This is a genomic window from Methylomonas sp. PHL2-19, from assembly GCF_059331595.1.
In genome coordinates this window covers 2,315,562-2,337,507 of sequence record NZ_CP196839.1, presented here as the reverse complement: position 1 = coordinate 2,337,507, position 21,946 = coordinate 2,315,562, and the positions used below count along the sequence as shown (strand labels likewise).

Annotated in this window: 18 protein-coding genes; 16 read left to right on the top strand and 2 right to left on the bottom strand. The window is 45.6% G+C overall.

All coding sequences use genetic code 11. From position 1 onward, the window contains the following. Positions 1-22 precede the first annotated feature (22 nt). Entirely contained in the window at positions 23-1,546 is a 1,524-nt protein-coding gene (xrtA, locus tag ACR02O_RS10890) for an exosortase A (RefSeq protein ID WP_494523374.1), read from the bottom strand. Between the two features lie 260 nt (positions 1,547-1,806). Between xrtA and ACR02O_RS10885 the strand changes: the two genes are divergently transcribed. From ACR02O_RS10885 to ACR02O_RS10820, 14 genes are all read left to right on the top strand, one after another. Beyond that, the gene (locus ACR02O_RS10885) at positions 1,807-3,045 is read left to right on the top strand and encodes a hypothetical protein (protein ID WP_494523373.1); all 1,239 of its coding nucleotides are present in this window, start codon (positions 1,807-1,809) and stop codon (positions 3,043-3,045) included. A 36-nt stretch (positions 3,046-3,081) separates the two neighbouring features. After that, a complete protein-coding gene (locus ACR02O_RS10880) occupies positions 3,082-4,035 on the top strand; it encodes a glycosyltransferase family 2 protein (protein ID WP_494523372.1) in 954 nt (317 codons plus the stop codon). Between the two features lie 38 nt (positions 4,036-4,073). Then, on the top strand, positions 4,074-5,315 hold the full coding sequence (locus ACR02O_RS10875; protein WP_494523371.1) for a glycosyltransferase family 4 protein: 1,242 nt from the start codon (positions 4,074-4,076) through the stop codon (positions 5,313-5,315). Positions 5,316-5,335: 20 nt separating this feature from the next. After that, a complete protein-coding gene (locus ACR02O_RS10870) occupies positions 5,336-5,908 on the top strand; it encodes a hypothetical protein (protein ID WP_494523370.1) in 573 nt (190 codons plus the stop codon). Between the two features lie 63 nt (positions 5,909-5,971). Next, positions 5,972-6,790 (top strand): ABC transporter permease, encoded by an 819-nt coding sequence (locus ACR02O_RS10865; RefSeq protein ID WP_494523369.1) that lies wholly within the window; start codon positions 5,972-5,974, stop codon positions 6,788-6,790. A 43-nt stretch (positions 6,791-6,833) separates the two neighbouring features. Further along, a complete protein-coding gene (locus ACR02O_RS10860; RefSeq protein ID WP_494523368.1) occupies positions 6,834-8,093 on the top strand; it encodes an ABC transporter ATP-binding protein in 1,260 nt (419 codons plus the stop codon). 228 nt (positions 8,094-8,321) lie between these two features. After that, entirely contained in the window at positions 8,322-9,203 is an 882-nt protein-coding gene (locus ACR02O_RS10855; RefSeq protein WP_494523367.1) for a hypothetical protein, read from the top strand. Positions 9,204-9,230: 27 nt separating this feature from the next. Beyond that, a complete protein-coding gene (locus ACR02O_RS10850) occupies positions 9,231-10,151 on the top strand; it encodes a glycosyltransferase (RefSeq protein WP_494523366.1) in 921 nt (306 codons plus the stop codon). Positions 10,152-10,237: 86 nt separating this feature from the next. Beyond that, on the top strand, positions 10,238-11,152 hold the full coding sequence (locus tag ACR02O_RS10845) for a glycosyltransferase family 2 protein (protein WP_494523365.1): 915 nt from the start codon (positions 10,238-10,240) through the stop codon (positions 11,150-11,152). 67 nt (positions 11,153-11,219) lie between these two features. Next, complete coding sequence (locus ACR02O_RS10840) at positions 11,220-12,617, top strand: glycosyltransferase family 4 protein (RefSeq protein ID WP_494523364.1); 1,398 nt, start codon at positions 11,220-11,222, stop codon at positions 12,615-12,617. Positions 12,618-12,647: 30 nt separating this feature from the next. Then, entirely contained in the window at positions 12,648-14,696 is a 2,049-nt protein-coding gene (locus ACR02O_RS10835; RefSeq protein WP_494523363.1) for a glycosyltransferase family 2 protein, read from the top strand. After that, positions 14,693-16,021, top strand: a complete 1,329-nt coding sequence (locus tag ACR02O_RS10830) for a glycosyltransferase (protein WP_494523362.1) — start codon at positions 14,693-14,695, stop codon at positions 16,019-16,021. The genes ACR02O_RS10835 and ACR02O_RS10830 overlap by 4 nt, the downstream gene beginning before the upstream one ends. 72 nt (positions 16,022-16,093) lie before the next feature. After that, on the top strand, positions 16,094-17,050 hold the full coding sequence (locus ACR02O_RS10825; RefSeq protein ID WP_494523361.1) for a glycosyltransferase family 2 protein: 957 nt from the start codon (positions 16,094-16,096) through the stop codon (positions 17,048-17,050). Positions 17,051-17,136: 86 nt separating this feature from the next. After that, positions 17,137-18,009 carry an FAD:protein FMN transferase gene (locus tag ACR02O_RS10820; RefSeq protein ID WP_494523464.1) on the top strand — a complete coding sequence of 291 codons (873 nt, stop codon included), beginning with the start codon at positions 17,137-17,139 and terminating at the stop codon, positions 18,007-18,009. Positions 18,010-18,513: 504 nt separating this feature from the next. Here ACR02O_RS10820 and ACR02O_RS10815 read toward each other — a convergent pair. Next, entirely contained in the window at positions 18,514-19,491 is a 978-nt protein-coding gene (locus ACR02O_RS10815) for a malate dehydrogenase (RefSeq protein ID WP_033158994.1), read from the bottom strand. A 207-nt stretch (positions 19,492-19,698) separates the two neighbouring features. Here ACR02O_RS10815 and ACR02O_RS10810 point away from each other — a divergent pair, with 207 nt between their 5' ends. Together ACR02O_RS10810 and ACR02O_RS10805 are read left to right on the top strand one after the other, a co-directional pair. After that, complete coding sequence (locus ACR02O_RS10810) at positions 19,699-20,556, top strand: NADP-dependent methylenetetrahydromethanopterin/methylenetetrahydrofolate dehydrogenase (protein ID WP_171694824.1); 858 nt, start codon at positions 19,699-19,701, stop codon at positions 20,554-20,556. Positions 20,557-20,573: 17 nt separating this feature from the next. Beyond that, a complete protein-coding gene (locus ACR02O_RS10805) occupies positions 20,574-21,929 on the top strand; it encodes a glycerate kinase type-2 family protein (RefSeq protein WP_494523360.1) in 1,356 nt (451 codons plus the stop codon). The last annotated feature ends 17 nt before the right edge of the window (positions 21,930-21,946 follow it).

Here is a 21,946-nt window from a genome sequence, read left to right as displayed (position 1 = left end):
ACAATAAGCTCAGCGCAGCCGTTTAATCACAACAAGCTACCGCGAGCTGTTTCAATTTTTGCCGGGCCACATCGTAATCTCCATCCGGGGTTTCGGTATACATAACGACAAGCAACTCGGCGGATGCATCACCTGACAAACGTTTCAGCAACTGCCACCATTTCGCCAGATAGGCATTGGCGGTATTTTTGTTGCCAATCCGATACCAACGCTCAACCAACAAACTCCGATGCGTACTGTTTAGTACCGCTTCTTCAATATCGCCACTTTTATCGGCCGCCCACGGCATGGCAATGACGTCGTCATGCAGCATCCGCCATATCGGGTGTTTTTGCGGCACCAGATAATTTTGCGAATTAACCAGTTCACCACCTTGGGTTTCATCGCCAAAATTGGCAAAATACATACCGACTATGGTTTGACCATCGCTTAAATAAACTTTGGCATCCGCCACCACGCCCTTAAAACTGGGCACCCAACCCCAATCGGGCGCTGCAACCGGCTGCCAATCAGGCGAAGACGGGCGGCTAAAGCGCTCGGGTACCTCGACGTGGGCGGCCTGTAGTGCGGATAGACCTTGTGACGCAAACGGCCAAATGAAAACGCATAAAGCGGTTACTGTTAAGGCTGGCCAATAATGTTTGTAAATCGTTGCAGCATCAGCAAGGTTAGAGTCACCCGCCAAATCCGGGGTCGATGCGGCCGCTACCCCAGCATCCGAATCGTGCCAAAAAGAGCCAAAATAAAACAACGCAAACATGACGATCCCAAAAAACACCCAGCCGTAAACGATGTGATCGACACCCGCAGCCAGCTTCATGTTACTGAAGTGGCCTATCATCACAATCAAATAGGCGCGCAGACCGTTAGCTAAAATCGGCACCAAAAACGAGAGCGTAATGAAGATAGTCCGTTTCTTGTAGCTGCTGTAATTGAGATACGCATAGACCGAACCCAGTGTTAGCGAAGAAATCAAATAACGTAAACCACTGCAACCCTCTACCACCGACCAGTTACCCGAGGTTAGCGTAAAAAACAAGCCTTCCCGGTAAACACTCATTCCGGTCAGCCGTATCAGCGTAACGACAAAGGTGGCGGTGTATTCCATTAAAGGCGGAATAAATGCTTCCCCGAATGGCACCATCAAAAATAAAAACACTATCGGAAATAACATTTGCGCGACGGTATGGCTGCCAAGCACGGCCCAAAAACCACCGACCAAAACACCAACCACTGCCCATTGCTGAATCACCGCAACATGCACCAAATCCGCAATTAACCAGCCAAATCCGCTAACGATAATAAACAGCAAACCTAACGGGCTAAAAGCCGGCCGTAAATCTCGATAGAGCTCCCGGCGCGACCAAATCAACCAAAGACTAACCGGGGCCACTAAAAAACCGTGCGTGAATGTGTCTGACCGAGACCAAATAGCAACAATTTCTGACCAGGTCTCAAAAAAAGCCGCTACTGAAACCAGGGTAACCAACACGACGCCCAGCAGCGGTCTACGCCAGTGTTCAGGCAGTCCTAAAGCTTTTAACATTCTAATTCCTCTGCTATTTAGAGTTTTGTTATGGTTACTCAACTACGAACGCCCGTGTCGTCTGCCTGTTATTGAGCCTAGACTCATTCCAAAGTTTAGCGAATGGCTATTTACCGCTGTTATCATAAGCCTGCTGCTATGTCGACCACATCTAAAGTTTGCGCTGTGGTTTTCAGCTAGTTCACTAATCTCTGCTACGATAAAAGTTCAGTGCGTTCGTCGACCCAATATTCAGGCTTTTTAATTATTAAACAAAATCCATGGTAGTTCTGTTTTTTTTAGGTTTCTGGCTGGCCTGCCTTACCGGCTTATGGCTGTGGAAAAAATCCCTATTTATCGCTACCTGGCGTGAGCCCTATTTTGCCGATACGCCGGTTTTAATCGAAAGCGACGACTGGGGGCCGGGTGGCGACTTCCACGCAGCGCGTTTAACAGAGTTGCTCTCCATGCTGGCTCAACACAAAGACGCTGTAAACCGCTCTGCGATACTTACCGCCGATATGGTGTTAGCCGTTCCGGATTTAGCAAAGATCGAATCCACGGGCCAATACCACAGGCGCATGCTGGACAAAGACTTCCCGGCCATTTTTGCAGCACTGCAACAAGGCATACAACAAGACACTTTAGTGCCGCAACTGCATGGCATGGAACACCTGAACGGCAAGGCCTTCGCGGAATTATGCCGGCAACAAGACCCCCGCCTGGCAACCGCCCGCGCAACTAAGGATTGGTGGGACTGGGAAAAACTGGATTCACCGCTACAAGGCCACTATGTAGACGGACGCAATTTACCTACCCAGGCAATTGACGCTGCGGAAGCCAATTCACTGGTCGCAAATGCCATGCAATGTTTTACCGGCATGTTCGGCTATCCCAGCCTCAGCACAGTCGCCCCGTGCTATTTATGGAACGATGAGATCGAACAAAGTTGGCAACAGCAAAATATCATCGCCATTCAAACTGCTGGCTACCGCTGTACCGGGCGCAATGAAACCGGACATTATTTTCAGGATCCTCCGCTGATACGGGTCGGCAATACCAATCGTTTCGCACAACTTTACCTCGTTCGCAACGTGATGTACGAACCTGTTGACGGCAAAAACACACCGGCCAGCGCGTTTGCCGAAGCTGAAATGGCTTATCGCCAAGCCCTGCCTGTGAGTATTTCCACACATCGCTACAATTACACGCGCTCAGACGACGAATGCCAACAAGCTATACGTGGGTTAGACCATCTTTTAGGGCAAATCAGGGCAAATTTGCCCAACGTTCGCTTCTTGGCGTCCCCGGAACTCGGCGAATTCTTGCAAAACAAAACCGACAATATCGTGAATCGTTTCAATCAGCGTCAATGGCCAGCAATTAGCTTAGCTGCGACGCACCGCAAAACCGGTGCATTTCTATACCGTCTATACTACAGACACAGAAAATTAGCGCTGATCGGTTATTGCACCGGATTAATTGTACCGGCGTGGTTGATCTGCAAAACCAGTCTATAACCATTCTAACGTATCGAAAATTTTGATTAGCCCAAAATGAAAATCAGCGCCGTCATTCCAGCGTATAACAGCGCGACATTCATTCGTGCCGCCATCGAAAGCATCCAGGCGCAAACCAGCAAAGTTGACGAGATCATCGTGGTGGATGATGGCTCCACGGACAACACCGAACAAGTCCTTAAGACGTTTGCCGATACCGTCATTTATCACAAACAAGCCAATCAAGGCCCGTCCGCCGCGCGCAATAAAGGCATAGAATTGGCTAGCGGTGACTGGATTGCATTTCTGGATGCCGATGATCAATGGACTGTGGACAAAACCACCAAGCAAATCCAAGCATTGCAAACCAATCCGGAACTCCACCTGATTGCCGGCGACATGACGGAAATCGACAACGACGACCAACTGCTAACCCAATCGGTGTTAGCCAAACATAAAATGTTGGACTATTTCCAACAGCTGGCCGGAAAACCAATTCCCAACGCCCTTGCTGCGTTAGTGAAAAAAAATTTTATACCGACGGGTACCGTTTTGGTGAAGCGCCAAACCTTGCTTGAAGCAGGCATGTTCAATACCGAGATTCGCTATGGAGAGGACTTGGAGTTGTGGGCAAAAATCGCCACATTTCACGCAGTAACGTGCCTTCCCGACATTTTGATGCTGCGCCGCCAGCACGGCAACAATGCCACGCAAGCCAGCGAAGGTATGTTAATAGACTTGACCAAGGTGACTGAGTCTATTCGGAACTTCGCCTCGCCCCAGCTAATTGCCCAAGGCGTTTCGCCAAATAGTTTAGTGGCAGAGGCGCAATGGACGCTTGGCTACTGGTATTTCAGCGGCGGCAATAATGCCAAAGCCAGAGAAGCCTTTAAAAAAAGCCTCTCCCAGGACTTCACACTTAACAATCTACTCTATCTGATTTTCAGTAACTTGCCAGCCAGCTTAATTTATGCGCTACGTGTCATTAAACAAAAATTCGCAAAATCCTGAGTATATGAGAATATTCCTTAACGCTTTCTACGCTGATATTGCCAAACTCTGATTTCATGTCTACCAACAACCTCCCAAAAAGAATTATCTATGTCGAAAACGGAATTGGTTATGGTGGCGCCATTATCTGTTTGAGGCATTTAGTCAGAAACCTTGATCGTGATCGCTTTCTACCTCTAGTTGTTACAGGACGCAACGGTCCGCAATATCGGGAGATTGCCGATGAAGCCTTATGGAAACACATCCCGGACCGTCATATAGACATCGTGGCGTGGCGTGCAAAAGCGGAATCGATTCAATGGTTAACGAAGGTGTCTCCCCTGCGGTTTTTCGTCAATCAACTGATAGCCAGAAGCGACGACTTATTTAATTTTTTACCGTTTTTTCTCGACTTGCTTTGGACTGCATGGCGTTTCAAAGCCGACTTGATCCATGCCAATAACGAGCCGCTTTGTAACAGAGCCGCACTCTTGGTAGCCAAGATTTTGCGTATCCCCAGTATTTGCCATGTCCGTGGCAACCCTGACGGACCGCATTCAGCCCGCTGGGCTTATTCCCTACCCGATCATTTTGTGTCCGTCTCCCATTGGGTTGCCAATAGCATGCGTGAAAAATTAGCCGTGCAGGACGAGAAAATTAGCGTGGTCTATGATGGCATCGCTTTGGATAAGCTGAACAACCAAGCAGGTGGCTCCTTATTTAGGCAACGATTCGATTTACCTGAAAATATCTTTATCGTAGGTTTAGTAGGCTTACTTATTCCTTGGAAAGGGCACCAACTATTTATCGACGCGGCTAAAATACTGCAAGACCAAATACCCCATTTGAAAATGCTGATTGTCGGTGGAACGCCAGACGATTGCATCCCTTACGAACGAGAGCTTAGAGAACGTGTAAGACTGGAATCGTTATCGGATACCGTCAACTTTATCGGCCACGTCAGCGACATGATAGAAGCCTACAAAGCGCTGGATATTGTGGTCTCAGCATCCACTAGCCCCGAACCATTAGGTACGGTCGTCATCGAAGCGATGGCGTTAGGCCGGCCATTGATCGTACCAAACCATGGCGGCGGCGCGGAGATGGTTGAAGATAATCAAACCGGACTATTATTTAACAGCGGTGACGCGGAAAGTTTGGCAGCGTCTATCCTTAAGTTTTACCGCTCCAGCGAGTTGATGAATCGGTTAGCCAGTAACGCCCGGGCCAAAGCATTAGCAACCTTCGACGTCCGGCAGCACACAGAAGCGATACAGTCCATATATCAAAAGTTTTTATAAAACAGTATTTGAGCAAATTCATGCCCCAGAAAAAAGTCAGACTACTTACATTGCTATTTATTGCCTGTATCCGGAATGCGGCAGCCGAGTTCCCGAAAACCGACGCCGATTACGCCTTCTTACCACCCTACTGCAAGGCTCGCGCATCCGATCAAAAATCGCCTGACTACCAAAGCTGGAACCGAAGGCTCGGCGACGACTTCATTCACATCCACCACTATTGCGCAGGCTTACACACCATGAATCTAGCCTTCAGAGCCCATGATGAGGCTGAAAAACAGGATAAATACCGCGGGGCAGTGGGCGATCTTCTGTATGTACCGGAGCATGCCTCACCCGCTTTTAAGTTAATGCCAAAAATATTTTACGATCTCGGTCAAGCCTACCAATTCATGGGTGAAATTGATGAAGCAATTGCCGCCAACTTAAAGAGTATTTCGCTTGATAAAAACAACTCTTTTCCTTATGCCGCCTTGAGCAGTTTGTATCAAAGAAAAAACATGAAAACAGAAGCTAAAACCATTTTAGAAAAAGGCTTGGAACACAACCCCAACTCGAAAATATTGCTTAAACGCATGAAGAATTTCAAATAATCCCCATCTATAATTAAAAGCTTAACCGCTACCGATTGGATTATTCAGTTAAAATAAATACCCATGTTACGAATCGCCAAAAACTTATACACCTACAGAGAGCTAATAGCCGCACTCACCTGGAAAAACATCGTTATCCGCTATAAACAAGCATACCTCGGAATTTTATGGGCTGTATTAAAGCCTATTATGTTAATGCTGGTATTTACCTTGGTTAAAGGTTTTGTGGGGATAGAAACCGGAGGCTTACCTTATCCGCTTATTACGTTTGCAGCACTAATACCTTGGGTATTTTTTCAGGAATCAGTTTCTGAAGGCGTCAATAGCGTGACTTCGAATGCCAATTTGATCAAAAAAATATATTTCCCGCGTGAAGTGTTTCCGTTAACCGCGATGGTTACCAAACTAGTGGAATTAGTTATCAGTTTTGCGATATTGGCGGCCATGATGATTTATTATCATGTCATGCCCACTCTCCATGCGGTCTGGATACCGGCTTTCGTGCTATACACGATGATAGTCGCCTTAACAATCAGCTTCTTTGGCGCAGCGATGAATGTATACTACCGCGATATAGCTCAAGCAATACCAATAGCATTATCTTTATTGATGTACGGTTCCCCAGTCATCTATCCGTTGGGCTTGGTACAAAAGAAATTAGTTATCGAACAGGCAGCGGGCGAGTGGTCTAATGATCTGTATTTTTTATACACACTTAATCCTTTAGTGGGCATTATAGATGGATTTCAAAGTGTTTTAATTAGAGCAACAGAGCCCGATTTAAATGTAATTTATCCGGGGTTAATTTTGATTTTGGTAATACTACCGTTCAGCTATTGGTTTTTTAAGCGCGCGGAAAGTTGGTTCGCCGATGTCATATAATATTCGGCAAAAAACTTTAAAATTACATCATTAATTAACATATATGGCCATCATAGAAGTCAACCACCTCACCAAGGAATATCAACTCGGTCACCTTACCAGTTTGAAGGAAACCGCTTTAAACACCATGAGACGCCTCGCCTTCCAACCGGTTCAGGAGCGCGAGCGTTTCAAAGCACTTGACGATGTCAATTTTCACATCAATGAAGGTGAAGTGGTCGGTATCATCGGGCATAATGGCGCAGGTAAAAGCACTCTGCTCAAGCACTTGGCCAATATCAGCAAACCCACCAAGGGTGAAGTCATTGTTAAAGGCAGCGTAGCGCCGTTGATTGAAGTGGGCGCAGGTGTCAATCCGGAACTGACCGGCCGGGAAAATATCTATCTTAACGGCGCTATCCTAGGTATTCCCAAAAAAATCATTCAACAGAAATTGGATGAAATCATTGATTTCTCCGAGCTGGAACAGTTTATTGACACACCGGTTAAACGTTATAGTTCCGGAATGACGGTAAAACTGGGATTTTCTATTGCTACCAGCATGGATGCCGATATTCTGATTATCGACGAAGTATTGGCTGTAGGCGATTTAGCATTTCAGCGAAAATGTTTCGACCGCATGGAAGAAATTATAAAAAGAAAAAACAAAACTGTCCTAATAGTTAGCCATAATATTCGCCAAATCAGTCGCATATGCAGTAGAGCTATTCTACTTAGTAAAGGCAAGGTTCTGAATGACGGCAATAGCGATAAAATATGCGATCAATTTTACGAAATAAATAACGAAAAAATACAAAAGCAAGCAGAAATTTTACCGCAAAACACATTAAATTATCAAAGCGCAAATGAGTTTAAGTTAATTTCTATAGAAATAATAGATTACAATAAAAAACCAGTTGAATTTATTGAATCACGATCATCATTGAATGTTAGAGTAAAATTTGAACTCAAAAAGTTTTTTAGAAAACCAGAAATAATAATCGGAACACACACCACGGATTTTGTTTACTTGTCAGCAAGCTCTACTTTGACTTTCGCTGATCGTCCAGACTATGAACCAGGAGTACACGAAGTAATTTACTCCGTTGACTCATTCCCTTTAATCCATGGAACCTACTGTGTCAGGTTAGCTATGTTCGATGAAAATAGAGGTTTGATATTCGGTGGCGAATCACTCAAAACATTTCAGGTCACCGAATCTTATGGAGTTCGCAATGAACAAGGTTGGTTGACATTAAATCTGCCTACCACATGGACACTTAATGGTCAGCAATACCTAGCTAAAGAGTTTAGTCATGCCTAACAGCCTGGTGAATAACTCTTTTTAGCAGCTAGTCGAACTTATATTTAGCAACAAGGAGATAGCATTAATACTAAATAAAGTCTACCTTCAGTTGAATTAGTGATCAGGATATATTTTTTCACCAACATGCTAAAACTGTAGAAATGTTTCAATACAAAAAAGATATATTTTTACTTGGGAACAGAGTTTTTAAAAAATCACAATGTGACGCACATACCAAAACTAGACATGAAAGAACAAACAAGTGTAGTTAATAAAGAAAATCATCTTATAAGGCGGATAAAGAGCAAAATATGGGGGCTGTTAAAAAAACGCAGCATAAACATAATAATTTTCAGCAAAGATAGAGCATGCCAACTGGAGTTGTTACTTAGAAGCATGAGGAAGCATTGGCCTGAATCATTTGTGCATAATATAAGAGTTCTGTATGCCTATAGTAATAATGACTACAAGAAAGGTTATGAAATATTATCTTCTGAATACAACTGTGTTTCGTTCGTCAAGGAAAATAACTTCAAATTCGACTTATTATCACTTTTAGAAAAAAAATATTTCACTGTTTTTTTCGTTGACGACATTATATTTAAAGAAAACTTTTCACTATCAGAAAATGAATTAACACAATTTGAAAAAAGAAAAGATATATTATGTTTAAGCTTGAGACTACATCCAAATTTAACATACTGCTACGCAGAGAACATAGAAATGGAACCAACAAATACGACCATTTGGAATTGGCATGAAAAAACAGGAGATTATGGCTACCCTATGTCGCTTGATGGGCATATATTTAGAACCCTACAGCTAAAACCTTTACTCGAAAAAATAAAGTTCACAAATCCAAATACTCTTGAAGCGGAGATGGCGAACAATCCATTACCAGAACCTAAAATACTGTGCTTTACACAATCGAAGATTATAAACAATCCATGCAATATTGTTCAAAATACTTATAACAATCGCCACGGCATTATAGACAGCATTTTTTTTAACCAGAGGTATCTGCAAGGCGAAAGAATTAGTCTTGACAACATCACTCACTTAAAAAATACAGCCTGCCACCAAGAAATTGAAGTAATTTTTCGCCATAAAAACAAACCAACCACTTAAATGCTTAACCATTTAGTTACAATAATAATGCCAGTTTATAATGGGCAAGAATATATTCAAAAAGCAATAGAAAGCATTTTAATTCAAACTTACAAAAATTTTGAATTAATTATAGTTAATGATGGCTCAACCGATAACACTGAATCCATTATTAAATCATACCTAAAAGACCCGAGAATAATGTATTTTTACCAGCAGAATATGGGTGTATCTGCAGCTAGAAACTTCGCTTTTAGCCAATCCAAGGGGCAGTTAATTGGGTTTCTTGATAGCGATGATGAATGGGATCATAAAAAACTTGAGATACAAGTTGAATACTTCAAAAACCACCCAAATACATGCCTGCTTTTTAGCGACTATTTCATAAAAAATGAAAAAACCGGAAGCAAAATCGACTCATCAACATTCCTACCTAATAACAATAAAAATTGGAACCTACACACCCTATTTAGGCAAAACTTTATTGGCACCCTAACTGTTTTGATCCATAGGAACTTTCTGCTGTACGATGACCTTTTTGATGTACAGTTAAAAGGAGCTGAAGATTACGAACTTTGGTTGCAATTAGCACTAAACAATTGCTTTGATTATATTCATCAGCCTCTAGCCACTTATAGGCAACATAACTCCAACACCAGTTCCGATGAAATCATGATGTGTGAACAAGAGATCAAGGCCATTTACTCTTTCCTAGAAAAGAAACCTGAAGCTCGGGTGATATTGGGGCAAGAAAATATAAATAAAAAGCTCTTTAACTTGTACAATGAAATTGGCGACCTATACAGCTGGATTGTTAAAGACAAAACCAAAGCAAGACATTTTTATATCTTTGCTTACAAACACCAACCAATTAATTTAAATGCAGCCATGAAAATAATCAATACTTTTATACCAAGAAAACTTATCAGCTACATTACATGGAAAAAAGAAAACTTATTTAAGCTTTAATCCTTTATAAAATATTCACTCCTTAGGGCTTCTTTTTTATTAACTTCAACATATCTCTCAATCCTTAACTTAAGACGGACATTCTTGTGTCTTCATATATATCAGTAATAGTACCGTGTTTTAATCAGGCCAGGTTTCTCCCTGATGCAATTGAGAGCCTACTAGATCAAACTTATACCGAATGGGAATGTATCATTGTAAATGATGGCTCAACCGATAATACAGAGGAGATTGCTCGGAATCTATCAAGACTGGACGAAAGAATTCGAGTCATTACCCAGGAAAACAAAGGATTATCGGCAGCTCGTAATACAGGAGTTCATAATGCCAAAGGGGAGTTCTTTCAGTTTCTCGATGCCGACGATAAAATTGAGAAATCTAAATTTACCAATCAAATAGATTATTTAAAATCACACCCGGAAGTCGATATTGTATACGGCGACGCTAGATATTTTACCAATGAAAATCCAGATTTGCGCGAGTACGGCTTTCTTGAACATAGAATGACCAGCTCCTGGATTGTTAATTTGTGGAACGAGCCTGGTATTTTTTTTGAAAAGCTATTAATCAGATGCTTATTTGCTGTCAACTGTCCACTAATTAAACGCTCAGTTTTTGATTCAGTAGGCCTCTGGAACGAGAACCTAGAGGCACTTGAGGACTGGGAGTTTTGGTTAAGATGCGCAGTTATTGGCATTAATTTCAAGTTTAATGACCCACCTGACACTCTAGCTCTAATACGCATGCATTCGGTTAGCATGAGTAGAGATACTGACCGAATGCAAAAATCATCAATACAAATGCGAATAGCCATAGGAAAGATGCTTAAAATACCAAGCCATAGGCTAATCAATTTTAGAGAAGGATTAAAAGTAATAAATACCAATAACCCACCTAACAAGTACAAGCACTTAAACTCATTGGCTATTGCTAACATTTGCCAGCCGGTTTTATTAAATTATTTGGCATTTTTAATCAAAAGTAACCTTTACTCAAAGTAAATCATCCACATTTATAAACCGATGCGAACTTGTTCTTTAAAAAGCAAGTTAAGTTATTTTTTCAAACATGATCAACCAGCTAGCTGTTATTAAGGTTTTATTTGTACAACACGGTGCGACCGTGATGGGCGGCGTCGAGCGACTGTTGTTACAAATCTCGGGGTCCTACCGGGACAGGGGTATTGAATCCATCGTAGTATTGCCCGAAGACGGGGAGCTAGTAACCCGTTTAAATGCTATCGGCATAAAAACCTATATTATCCCGAGCATTTTATTCCCTGGCTCAAACAACGCCGGCATCAATCTATACCTTGCAGGTACTATCGAACGAGCACAAGCGGTATTACAGATCATTAAAGACGAAGCAATCGATATAGTTCATACCAATACTGTCTACCCATTCGATGGCGCTTTAGCGGCAAAAATGGCCAATATTCCGCATATCTGGCATGTACATAGTAATTTCGATATCGATACCACTCCTACGCTGCTAAAGGCCTACAACTTATCCGATCAAGCGATTAGAGCGCTTTACGCCGCTCTTTGCGATACTTTGGTAGGGGTGAGTAGCCGTACTTTGAAATTTTTTGAAGGAGACCCCAGGATTTCCTCGCGTGTCATTTTGAACGCGCTCAAGATAGACGAGTTTGATCATAAAACCTTATCCCAAAGCGGCGAACCAAACTTACGCGATTTATTAAAAATTAATACTAATGACCCGATAGTCGGCTTCGTTGGCAGGATATGCGATCAGAAAGATCCTTTAACATTTGTGCGAGCGGCCAAACTTATTTCCGAAAAAAATCCGGAGGCGCATTTTGTAATCATTGGCCCCCCAGATGATAAAACTCTAAAAAAGCTAGTCGAAGACGAAATTTGCCGTTCTCGTAATCCAAGCCATTTCCATTTCCTAGGCGAAAGAGAGGACGTTCCTGCCCTGTTGCCGCAACTCAGCGTCATACTCATCACATCGATATTCGAGGGACTTGCCGGCGTCTGCCTTGAGGCCCTTGCAGCACGCTGTCCTACCGTGTCAACACGTTGTGGAGGTTCTGAGGACGTAATTGTGGATGGTGAAAACGGTTTTTTGGTCGATATAGGGGATTATGAAGCTATAGCGCAACAGGCTTTGAGAATTATTGAAGATCCTGAGCTCTCTAATAATTTAAAGATTTCCGGAAGAAAAATAGTTGAAAAAAACTTTTCCTGGGAATGCTTTATCGATAATTTTATAGCTTTATATTCTGAATTACTGAAAAAAAACAATGATCGGCAAAAATCCGACCCGGCCTTGGAGCTCTGCTTTCATCTTATCGCGCAAAATGCTGCGCTAAACTTAAAGCTCGAAGCCCACAATTCCAGACTTATTGAATTGGAAGGTTTTTTTGAGCGACTGCAAAACAGTAATGTATACCGCCTCACCAAGTATATTTATAAAATACTTGGCGGGCATGTAAGGTCATAAAAACCAATCATGCATATTAGGCCAAACGAAATGGTGCCGCCATCCATCAGCGTCATCATGGCCGTTTACAATACTCAACGGTATTTAACGGAAGCCATTCAGAGTATTCTGTCGCAATCTTTTACGGACTTTGAATTGGTGATCGTCGATGACGGGAGCACCGATGGCAGCCCGGAGATTTTGAAAAATCTCGCCCAACAAGATTCGCGCATTAAACTCATCACTCAAGTCAATGCCGGCATAGGTGCAGCAACCCAAAGAGGCATTACCGAAAGCCAAGGTGAATATATCGCCATTATGGACTCCGACGATATTTCCCTCCCCGATCGACTAAAGCTACAGAAACAGTTCCTCGATCAGCATCCAGACATTGACGCGGTCGGTAGCCAATGGCGAATGTTGCACGCCGACGGGCGAGATATTGGTATCGATACGCACCCGCTTGATTCAGAGAGAATTTCGGTGTTGATGTACGCTTTTTTTTCGCTGCATCACCCGACCACGATGATTAGACGACACGCATTGGAAAAAGTGGGTGGCTACTCCGTAGACCGCAGTTGTCTGGTACCCGACTACGATGTATTTATGCGCATGCAATTGGCGGGATGCCGGTTCGCGAATCTGCCGGAAATTCTGTTCATCTGGCGCTTAAATCCAGCCAGTACCACACACCACAAAGCGCGAGCACAGTGTGCTTCGGTAGCGGAGGTTCGCGATGCGGGATTTAACCAACTGCTATTAGACGATCCTCGACGAGCTGCGGACACCGCAAAAACGGTTATTTGTACTTTTCCAACCGGCACATGGCAAGACGAAAGAATCAAACAACTATTACCCGAGCAGGGACCGTCATTGTTGTATCGCACCTGGCGGAATCTGCCAGACGCTACCTCGGGAGACCGTCTTAACAAGGCGCTGGTCTTGTGGCTGGAAAAGCCGGAGCTCTATTGCGAAAACTTGCGCGAACAACTGCTCGCCAACGACAAGCCTTGGTTGGCGGCATTACTCAATGCCTACCGCGGCATCGAAAACCTAGACCTAGCCCTGAATCCCGATACGCTGGCGATTATCCCCTGCAATCAGATAGCGGTAAGTTTATTCGTTACCTATAACCAAGCTGGCGAAGATTTCAATCAACGTCTGCAACAAGCCTTCGCCTTGAAGGCTCAGGCCAAGTTTTCGATAGAAATTATTGTAGTTTCGGTCAAACCAGAACTTAGCCTGAAACCTTTTATCCCGTTACTTGCCACTCATGATTGTATTTTCGATGAAAACGGCCTTGCGTGGCACACGGCATTGCATAGGGCTAAAGGTGCTTATTTTGCATATTTGGAAGACAATTTTAGATTCAATATCGATGTAATATTGAAAATCCTGGCTAGTCACATCCAGCACAAAACATCTATTTCATTTATGCCGGATACTCGCTACTTTAGCGAAGCATGCGATGAAAAAGGTCAACCGGCTCTAGATAATCAATTCCATCCAGTTTGGACACGTAGCACTCTACTTGGAAAAAATCGCGTTCAGTCTAGTCACTTTATTCATCATCGCTCTTTATTAGACAACTTAAAAGGCAATTTAGCAGAGCTGGGGGGGGCAACAGGGCGATACTTGGGTAGATACTTGGCAATTAGAAACGAATTTAACATTATTGATGGAGCTGTTAGCTATTTTATGCCAGGAATAATTTTAAACGCCAACCCATTGCCTTTATTTCAACAAACTGTTGGCGATTGGTATCTGGATTATGGCATGACAAACTTTCCTGATCTTGTATTCCATGACAACTTGTCAAAATCTGAAATTGCACATTATGCTCAAACCCTTTCAACAGCTTGGCTCAACAAAAATTTATATATATACCAAGGTAATATATCGGTACTGGAAAGCTTCTACCTCAATCGTGTCAATTTAGCGATCAGGATACCATTATTTAGATATTTACTCGCACACAATAAGAAAACTTATTTACTCGCCTTCTGGCGGAAGAAGGATTATCTAAATGCAACTTTGGCTTTATTTTATTGTGTTTATCAGACCATAGCTGTTCGTTTGTTTTCTCCGTATAAAAAATGAAAACTCTACATATTTTCCATAATAGTGATTTAAAAAACGGGGTTGACAAAACCACCTGCACCTTGATGGTCGCATTAAAAAAACTAGGCATCGAACCTATCGCGGTGGTGCCCAAAGCTGGCAATGTCACGGAATATTTACAGTCTCAAGCGATTCGTTACTGGCTGGTCCCATATTCCTGCTGCGTAAGCCGAACAGAACGGGCGCAATTTAAGTTTTACGGAGATTCTTTTGCACAATTAGACAATTTAATTACGTTGATACAGCAGGAAAACCCTGACATTATTCATATTAACACCGGTCATTTACTGCATGCCGGTATTGCCGCCGCTCGTCAAAGAATACCGGCCATTTGGCACATTCATGCACCGTTTGCGGAAGATTTGTCCCGTTATGAATCCAGCATTGGCACCGGCGGCTATATTCACCTTTTAAAACAATTGAGCAGCCGCATCATCGGCGTATCAGACGACGTTGCTAAATCGCTATCGGAATATTTACCCGCTGACCGAATAAAAACCCTCTACAACGGCATCGATATAGAAGATTTGCGTAGTTCTGCCAAGTCATCTTCAACCGATATACGCGCAGAATTGGGCCTTTCCGCAGACGCAAAATTGGTAATCGGCGTGGGCCGCATCTCTGCGCAAAAGGACTTTGCTGCCTTTGCCAGGGTAGCCGCCAAGGTCGTTACGTTTAAATCGGATTGTTATTTCCTTATCGCCGGCCCAAAACAGGAACCGGAAGCTGTCCGCCTGTTGGAAGACGAATTAGAGCGTGGCCAATTAAACAACAAGTTACATATACTCGGACCGCGAGATGACATTGCCGCCCTGCTGGCACAAAGCACTATATTTCTCTCCACGGCAATTTTTGAAGGCCAGGGTATTGCCGCGCTGGAGGCAATGGCTGTGGGTACGCCAGCGGTCGCAATGGCGTGTTCGGGTCTACGGGAGTGCATCGTTAACGAACACGACAGCATTTTAGTAGATCCGGGCGATGAAAATTCCGCCGCCACGGCCATTTTGCGCCTGCTGGACGACCCGGAATTGGCTCAAAAACTCACCGCCAACGCCCGTATCTCCGTCGCTGAAAAATTTTCCAGCCAAAAATACGCTAAGCAATTTTTGAACATCGCCAACGCTGCGCTGGCCTACGGCCCGGCGGCGATTTCTGATCAAGAACTTGATCTGCTATCGGGATTATTGGGACAAATCAATAATGCCCATCTGCGTTTGCTAGGCTTTGAACAGCAAACCTTAAATCAACGTATAAAAGGCATTCTCTGGGAGTGGCGCCAACAGCTAAAGGCAATATTCCAATAAAAGCTCGAATTGCCACAATTTGATTTAAAATAAATTTCGCACAATCAACGGCCTGATTCAGGCGAATCCAGTATGCGACAAACTACTGATATATCTCAAGCTAAACCACTCATTTCCGTGATTATGCCTTGCTATAACTCGGCACATATCATTGAAAAAACCATCGGCAATCTGTATCAACAAACTTTCAAGAATTTCGAATTGATAGTCGTTGACGACGGTTCATCGGATAACTCGCTAGAGGTTTTGCAGACAATAACAACGCTGTATCAAAATATATTAGTTATTTCCCAACAGAATAAAGGCCCCGGCCCTGCGCGCAATCGCGGATTGGAAGCCGCATCAGGAGAATTTATCGCCTTTCTGGACTCCGACGACAGTTGGCACCCTGAGTTTCTGGCAAAGCTTCATCATAAGCTTGAAGAAAAACCGGATAGCGTACTCGCATACTGCGGCTGGCAAAATATTGGTCTGAGCGCAGAAAAATCCCAACCTTATATTCCGCCTGATTACGAAGAAAATGATAAGTTTGCCGTTTTGTTGCGCAGTTGCCCTTGGCCAATTCACGCCGCATTGACGCGCAAATTTGCCATCGATCAAGTTGGAGGTTTTAACGAACACTGGCTAACCGCTGAAGATTTCGATATGTGGATCAGAATTGCAATGTTTGCCCATATTGTCCGCGTTCCTGAAGTATTGGCTTATTATCACCATCAACAAGGCGAACAAATTTCCAGCAACCGACTTAGGGCCATACTAAATCATTGGGGCGTGCAAAAAGGCTTGCTGCGAGACTTTCCCGTAATATCGCAAACGCTGGGTGAAGCTAAAACCGATCTTTTGACAAAAGGCCAGTTATTGCAAAGAGCTTATGAGTTTTATTGGAAAAACGATTTACCTAGCGCGCATCATTTATTTAGAAAAACCTTGGGTTTGGGGTATTTTGGTATGAAGGACTTAAAATATATTCTACCCAGTTTACTGCCTCTAGCGCTTTACCTGGTTCTAATAAAAAAAATACGGAGTTAATATTCCATCAGCCACGCTTATCACTTTAAAACCGACAAAGATTAATCGTGAGCCCAACATCCTTATTTCGCTTCCCATTCCAGGCTATGGGTACTCAATGCGAAATCCAATTGATTGCCACGGAGCATAAACAGGCCAAGCGTATTGCCGATATAGTAACAGCCGACGTGCAACGCTTGGAGGGCTTGTATTCGCGGTATAAACCCGACAGCCTGCTTTCAAGCATCAATCAAGTCGCAGCCATGGGAGGCCGCATTACCGTGGATGAGGAAACGGCTGGCTTACTGAATTATGCTGCAACCTGTCATCAACAAAGCGACGGCCTGTTCGACATCACGTCCGGAATTTTACGGCAGGCTTGGCGTTTCGAATCCGGCCAGTTGCCGGATGAACAACTAATTAAAACACTATTGAAAAAAGTTGGATGGGACAAACTACGCTGGCAGGCGCCGCTATTAGAGTTCCCATTGGCCGGCATGGAGCTGGATTTTGGCGGTATCGTCAAAGAATATGCCGTAGACCGGGCTGCGCGAATTGCGTGGAATGCCGGCGCCCGCCACGGCTTTATCAATCTGGGCGGCGACATCAAACTGATAGGCCCACGCCCGGACGGCACTGCCTGGCGAGTGGGCATCCATCACCCCCGCCAAAGGCAGGCATTAGCAAGTACTTTGGCACTACATAACGGCGCAGTCGCCAGCAGTGGGGACTATGAGCGTTGCATTATCGTCAACGGCCAACGCTACGGACACATTCTTAATCCCAAAACAGGCTGGCCGGTTCGGCATTTGGCATCTGTCAGTGTCGTCGGCGAATTCTGCGTAGTGGCCGGCAGCGCGTCAACCATCGCCATGCTCAAGGAAGAACAAGGTCCAAGTTGGCTGGAACAGTTGGAATTGCCGTACTTGTGGATAGACGTACACGGCAATTCCGGAGGCTCGTTAGCCAATCGCATCTAGACAGCAACACGCCGAATTTTTTCCCGTTACCGATGTGGCGCAAACTGAATGCGCCCAAAAATACGGCATATCCCCTGCCATTGCGGCATAAGCCGCAAAACCGGTACTTTGGCATTACTCATACCCTCGACAGGCCCCGCCGAATGCGGATTGATTATTGGCACATCTATTGCTTTATATAAAATAAAGCACTATTTTGTTGCCTGCCCCATCCAAGCAATTTGCGGGGTATCAACTACAGCCCCCAACCCATTCAAGATTTTAAGAACGCGCTAAAAAATTCCCTTTCTTAGGATGAGGGATAGAGTGCTTTTACCAGTCGTTAACAAGCTGCCACGGATGGCGGCGCCTTATGAATCGGCTAGCCGAGAGACCCGCCGACGTAAACACAAGATAACATCAGCAACAAATAATGGAGCGGTAGTTATTACGCCATACCGCGATAGTGATGCTCGATAAGCCCAGCCGCGCGGAATAGCCGCAGAGCTCCCGCATTCGGACAATTTAGAGTAAATGTTTGATGGCTTGTCGCTCTTCTTTTAACTCTACTTCGTTTTGACGCAATCTTGCCAAGCTGAACTCGTTAAGATCCAAGCCCTTAACGATGCCGATCTGCCCATCCACCACCGTCACCGGGAAGGAATAAACCAATCCTTCCGCAACACCATAGCTACCATCGGATGCGACCGCCATACTCACCCAGTCCCCCGGATCGGTACCGAAGGCCCAAACCCGCATATGCTCAATCGCCGCATGCGCCGCAGACGCCGCGCTGGACTGGCCGCGTACTTTGATAATTTCCGTACCTCGGTACTGCACAGTGGGGATAAATTCATCAACAAACCAGGATTGCTCGACCAAAGAGAATACATCCATGCCCTTGACCTTGGCATGATGTAAATCAGGATATTGAGTGCAGGAATGGTTACCCCAAACCGCCACGTTTTTCACGTCTCTGCTCAGCACCCCGCATTTCTCGGCCACCTGACTTATCGCACGTTTATGATCGAGCATGGTCATCGCCGTAAAACACTCCGGCGCTAAATCCGGAGCGTTATGAATAGCGATTAGAGCATTAGTATTGGCCGGGTTGCCGGTCACTAAAACCTTGACATTCCGGTTGGCTACTTCATTCAGCGCCCGGCCTTGGGTGATAAAAATCTGCGCGTTATCCAATAACAAATCGCTACGCAGCATCCCCGGTCCGCGCGGTTTTGCCCCTACCAAAAAGGCGTAATCGACGTTATCGAATGCCACTTTCGGATCGTCGGTAATGATGATTTTGTTGATCAACGGAAACGCGCAATCGTTCAACTCCATCACCACGCCTTGTAACTGCTTCATAGCCGGTGGAATTTCCAACAGACGCAGCACGATAGGCTGATCCGGCCCCAGCAATTCGCCAGACGCCAAATGAAATAGCAAGGAGTAACTAATCTGACCAGCTGCACCTGTTACAGCAATATCCACGGGCGTTTTCATCTGCGTTCCTCTTTATTGATTGGATTCTTCCACACCCGACCCAACGGCAGGCTTTTCCAATATGACATAAAGTTTTTGAGCAAACAATCACTAATTCCTGCCTGCCAAAACCCGCTTGGATTCTGCGGCGAGGTAAATATTATTCTGTATAATGCCGGCGGCTAACCTTCTCCCACCGGGCCACCACTATTCATATCAGGTAGCTTAATGAAAAAATTGTTATTCCAGTTCGACACCGACACCCATCCCTCGGCTTTCGATACCGTAGTCGCTTACGACGGCGGCGCGGACCATGTCATTGGTTACGGCAACATTACCCCCGATAACGTCGGAGGCCTGGTCGACGGTACGATCTTCACTCGCGCCCCCAAAGACAAAAAAAACACGGCGATTTTTATCGGCGGCAGCAATATCGAGGCCGGCCAGCGTTTACTGATAGCGGTGCAAAAACATTTTTTCCCCGGGTTTCAAGTCTCGGTGATGCTGGACAGTAACGGCAGCAACACTACAGCCGCCGCCGCCGTCGCCAAACTGAGCAGCAGCGCAAGCCTGGCCGGCAAAAAAGCGGTGGTATTAGCTGGTACAGGTCCGGTCGGTCAACGTGCGGCGGCAATGATGGCGCTGGAAGGCGCGCATGTCAGTATCACGTCCCGACACATATTTAACGCGGAAAAAGCCTGCTTCGCGATGAAGGAGCGTTTCGGCGTAGATCTGACACCCTTAGAAGCCGCCGATTACGACAGTCGCGCCGCCGCCATCCAAGACGCCAACGTCGTATTAGCGACCGGTGCTGCCGGTGTCCAATTATTAAAGCCGGAACATTGGCAAAACAATCCAAATTTGCAATTGTTGGCGGACGCCAACGCCACGCCGCCTGTCGGCATTGGCGGCACGGACGTACTGGATAGAGGCGAACAGCGACACGGCAAAATCGTCTGGGGCGCCATCGGCTTCGGCGCGCTAAAACTAGCCTTACACCGCGCCTGTATCACCAAGCTATTTGAAAGCAATAAGCAGGTGTTCGACGCGGAAATCATCTTTGCACTCGCTAAAGCCATGGCTTAAGGTTCTGCCGGATCGATATGTCCGCAGTCCAGCCAAGTTATCGTGAACACGCAGCCGCCATTTTTCGCGCCGGCGTTGCGGCGGCTGATCCGTATCTTGCCGTAAAACGTTTTCTCAGAGCCGATAGCGAACTGCTGCATATGGGTTCGGAACAAACCGGCTACCGCAGCGGCGACTGGCGACGCATTCATTTAATTTCATTCGGTAAAGCTGCTTGCGCAATGGCCGATGCGGCACAAACGATAATTCCCGAGTCTTGGCTTGTCGCTAAAGGCATTGTCGTAACCAATTACGACAACATTGATGTCGTCGAAAATTGTCAGGTATTCGGCGCCGGCCATCCGCTACCGGACGCTGCTGGGTTGCATGCGGCAAAAACCATCGCCACCCGCCTGAGCGACACGAATCCCGGCGAGTTGGTATTAGTGTTGATTTCCGGCGGCGGCTCGGCATTGCTGCCCTACCCGGTCGCCGACATCAATTTGGCGGATAAAATCGCCACCACCCGTCTATTACTGGCCTCCGGCGCAACCATCAATCAGATCAATTGCGTCCGTAAACATCTGTCTCAACTCAAAGGCGGCGGCTTAGCCAGGCTTGCCGCGCCCGCCGATTTGCATGCACTGATTCTATCCGACGTACTGGATAACGATTTAAGCGCCATCGCCAGTGGCCCCACCGTGCCCGACGACACCACTTTCACAGACGCCGTCGCAGTATTGGAATCGTTCGGCATATGGCAGAAAATACCATCCAGCGTGCAAAACTATTTGCAACAAGGCGCTCAAGGCTTGCAAATCGAAACGCCTAAAGACAGTGACCCGCTCTTCCGGCAGACGAGCCACCATTTGCTTGGCAGCAATGCCATTAGCGTTGACGCTGCAATCGACAAAGCACGCAAATTGGGCTATGACACCCAGCTTTACAGCAAACAGTTGAGCGGCGAAGCGCGCTTGGTTGCCGAGCAAATAGCACTGCATGCACTATCCGCAGCAGCCGGCATGACGCAACCAACAGCCTTGATCGCCGGCGGCGAAACCACTGTGACCTTAAAGGGAAATGGCAAGGGCGGCCGCAATCAGGAAATGGCTCTTGCCTTCGCGTTGGCCGCCGAAAAATACGGGCTGAACGGCGCTTGGACCTTTCTCAGCGGCGGTACTGATGGCCGCGACGGCCCTACCGATGCCGCCGGCGGCATCGTCGATGAGGGCACTTTGCCACGCATCCGCGCCGCCGGACTCGACCCAGCGGCCCTGCTCGACGATAATGACTCATACCCTGCCTTGCAAGCGGCGAACGATTTACTGCTCAGCGGCGCAACCGGCACCAATGTCGCCGACCTGCAAGTCCTGCTGCTGCATCCCCACGAATAACCCGAACTTACTTTAGG

What these genes read in the sequence shown, in the direction of transcription:
- xrtA (WP_494523374.1), bottom strand. Translation starts at nt 1,546, where the DNA reads ATGTTAAAAGCTTTAGGACTGCCTGAACACTGGCGTAGACCGCTGCTG.
- ACR02O_RS10885 (WP_494523373.1), top strand. Translation starts at nt 1,807, where the DNA reads ATGGTAGTTCTGTTTTTTTTAGGTTTCTGGCTGGCCTGCCTTACCGGC.
- ACR02O_RS10880 (WP_494523372.1), top strand. Translation starts at nt 3,082, where the DNA reads ATGAAAATCAGCGCCGTCATTCCAGCGTATAACAGCGCGACATTCATT.
- ACR02O_RS10870 (WP_494523370.1), top strand. Translation starts at nt 5,336, where the DNA reads ATGCCCCAGAAAAAAGTCAGACTACTTACATTGCTATTTATTGCCTGT.
- ACR02O_RS10865 (WP_494523369.1), top strand. Translation starts at nt 5,972, where the DNA reads ATGTTACGAATCGCCAAAAACTTATACACCTACAGAGAGCTAATAGCC.
- ACR02O_RS10860 (WP_494523368.1), top strand. Translation starts at nt 6,834, where the DNA reads ATGGCCATCATAGAAGTCAACCACCTCACCAAGGAATATCAACTCGGT.
- ACR02O_RS10855 (WP_494523367.1), top strand. Translation starts at nt 8,322, where the DNA reads ATGAAAGAACAAACAAGTGTAGTTAATAAAGAAAATCATCTTATAAGG.
- ACR02O_RS10850 (WP_494523366.1), top strand. Translation starts at nt 9,231, where the DNA reads ATGCCAGTTTATAATGGGCAAGAATATATTCAAAAAGCAATAGAAAGC.
- ACR02O_RS10840 (WP_494523364.1), top strand. Translation starts at nt 11,220, where the DNA reads ATGATCAACCAGCTAGCTGTTATTAAGGTTTTATTTGTACAACACGGT.
- ACR02O_RS10835 (WP_494523363.1), top strand. Translation starts at nt 12,648, where the DNA reads ATGGTGCCGCCATCCATCAGCGTCATCATGGCCGTTTACAATACTCAA.
- ACR02O_RS10830 (WP_494523362.1), top strand. Translation starts at nt 14,693, where the DNA reads ATGAAAACTCTACATATTTTCCATAATAGTGATTTAAAAAACGGGGTT.
- ACR02O_RS10825 (WP_494523361.1), top strand. Translation starts at nt 16,094, where the DNA reads ATGCGACAAACTACTGATATATCTCAAGCTAAACCACTCATTTCCGTG.
- ACR02O_RS10820 (WP_494523464.1), top strand. Translation starts at nt 17,137, where the DNA reads ATGGGTACTCAATGCGAAATCCAATTGATTGCCACGGAGCATAAACAG.
- ACR02O_RS10815 (WP_033158994.1), bottom strand. Translation starts at nt 19,491, where the DNA reads ATGAAAACGCCCGTGGATATTGCTGTAACAGGTGCAGCTGGTCAGATT.
- ACR02O_RS10810 (WP_171694824.1), top strand. Translation starts at nt 19,699, where the DNA reads ATGAAAAAATTGTTATTCCAGTTCGACACCGACACCCATCCCTCGGCT.
- ACR02O_RS10805 (WP_494523360.1), top strand. Translation starts at nt 20,574, where the DNA reads ATGTCCGCAGTCCAGCCAAGTTATCGTGAACACGCAGCCGCCATTTTT.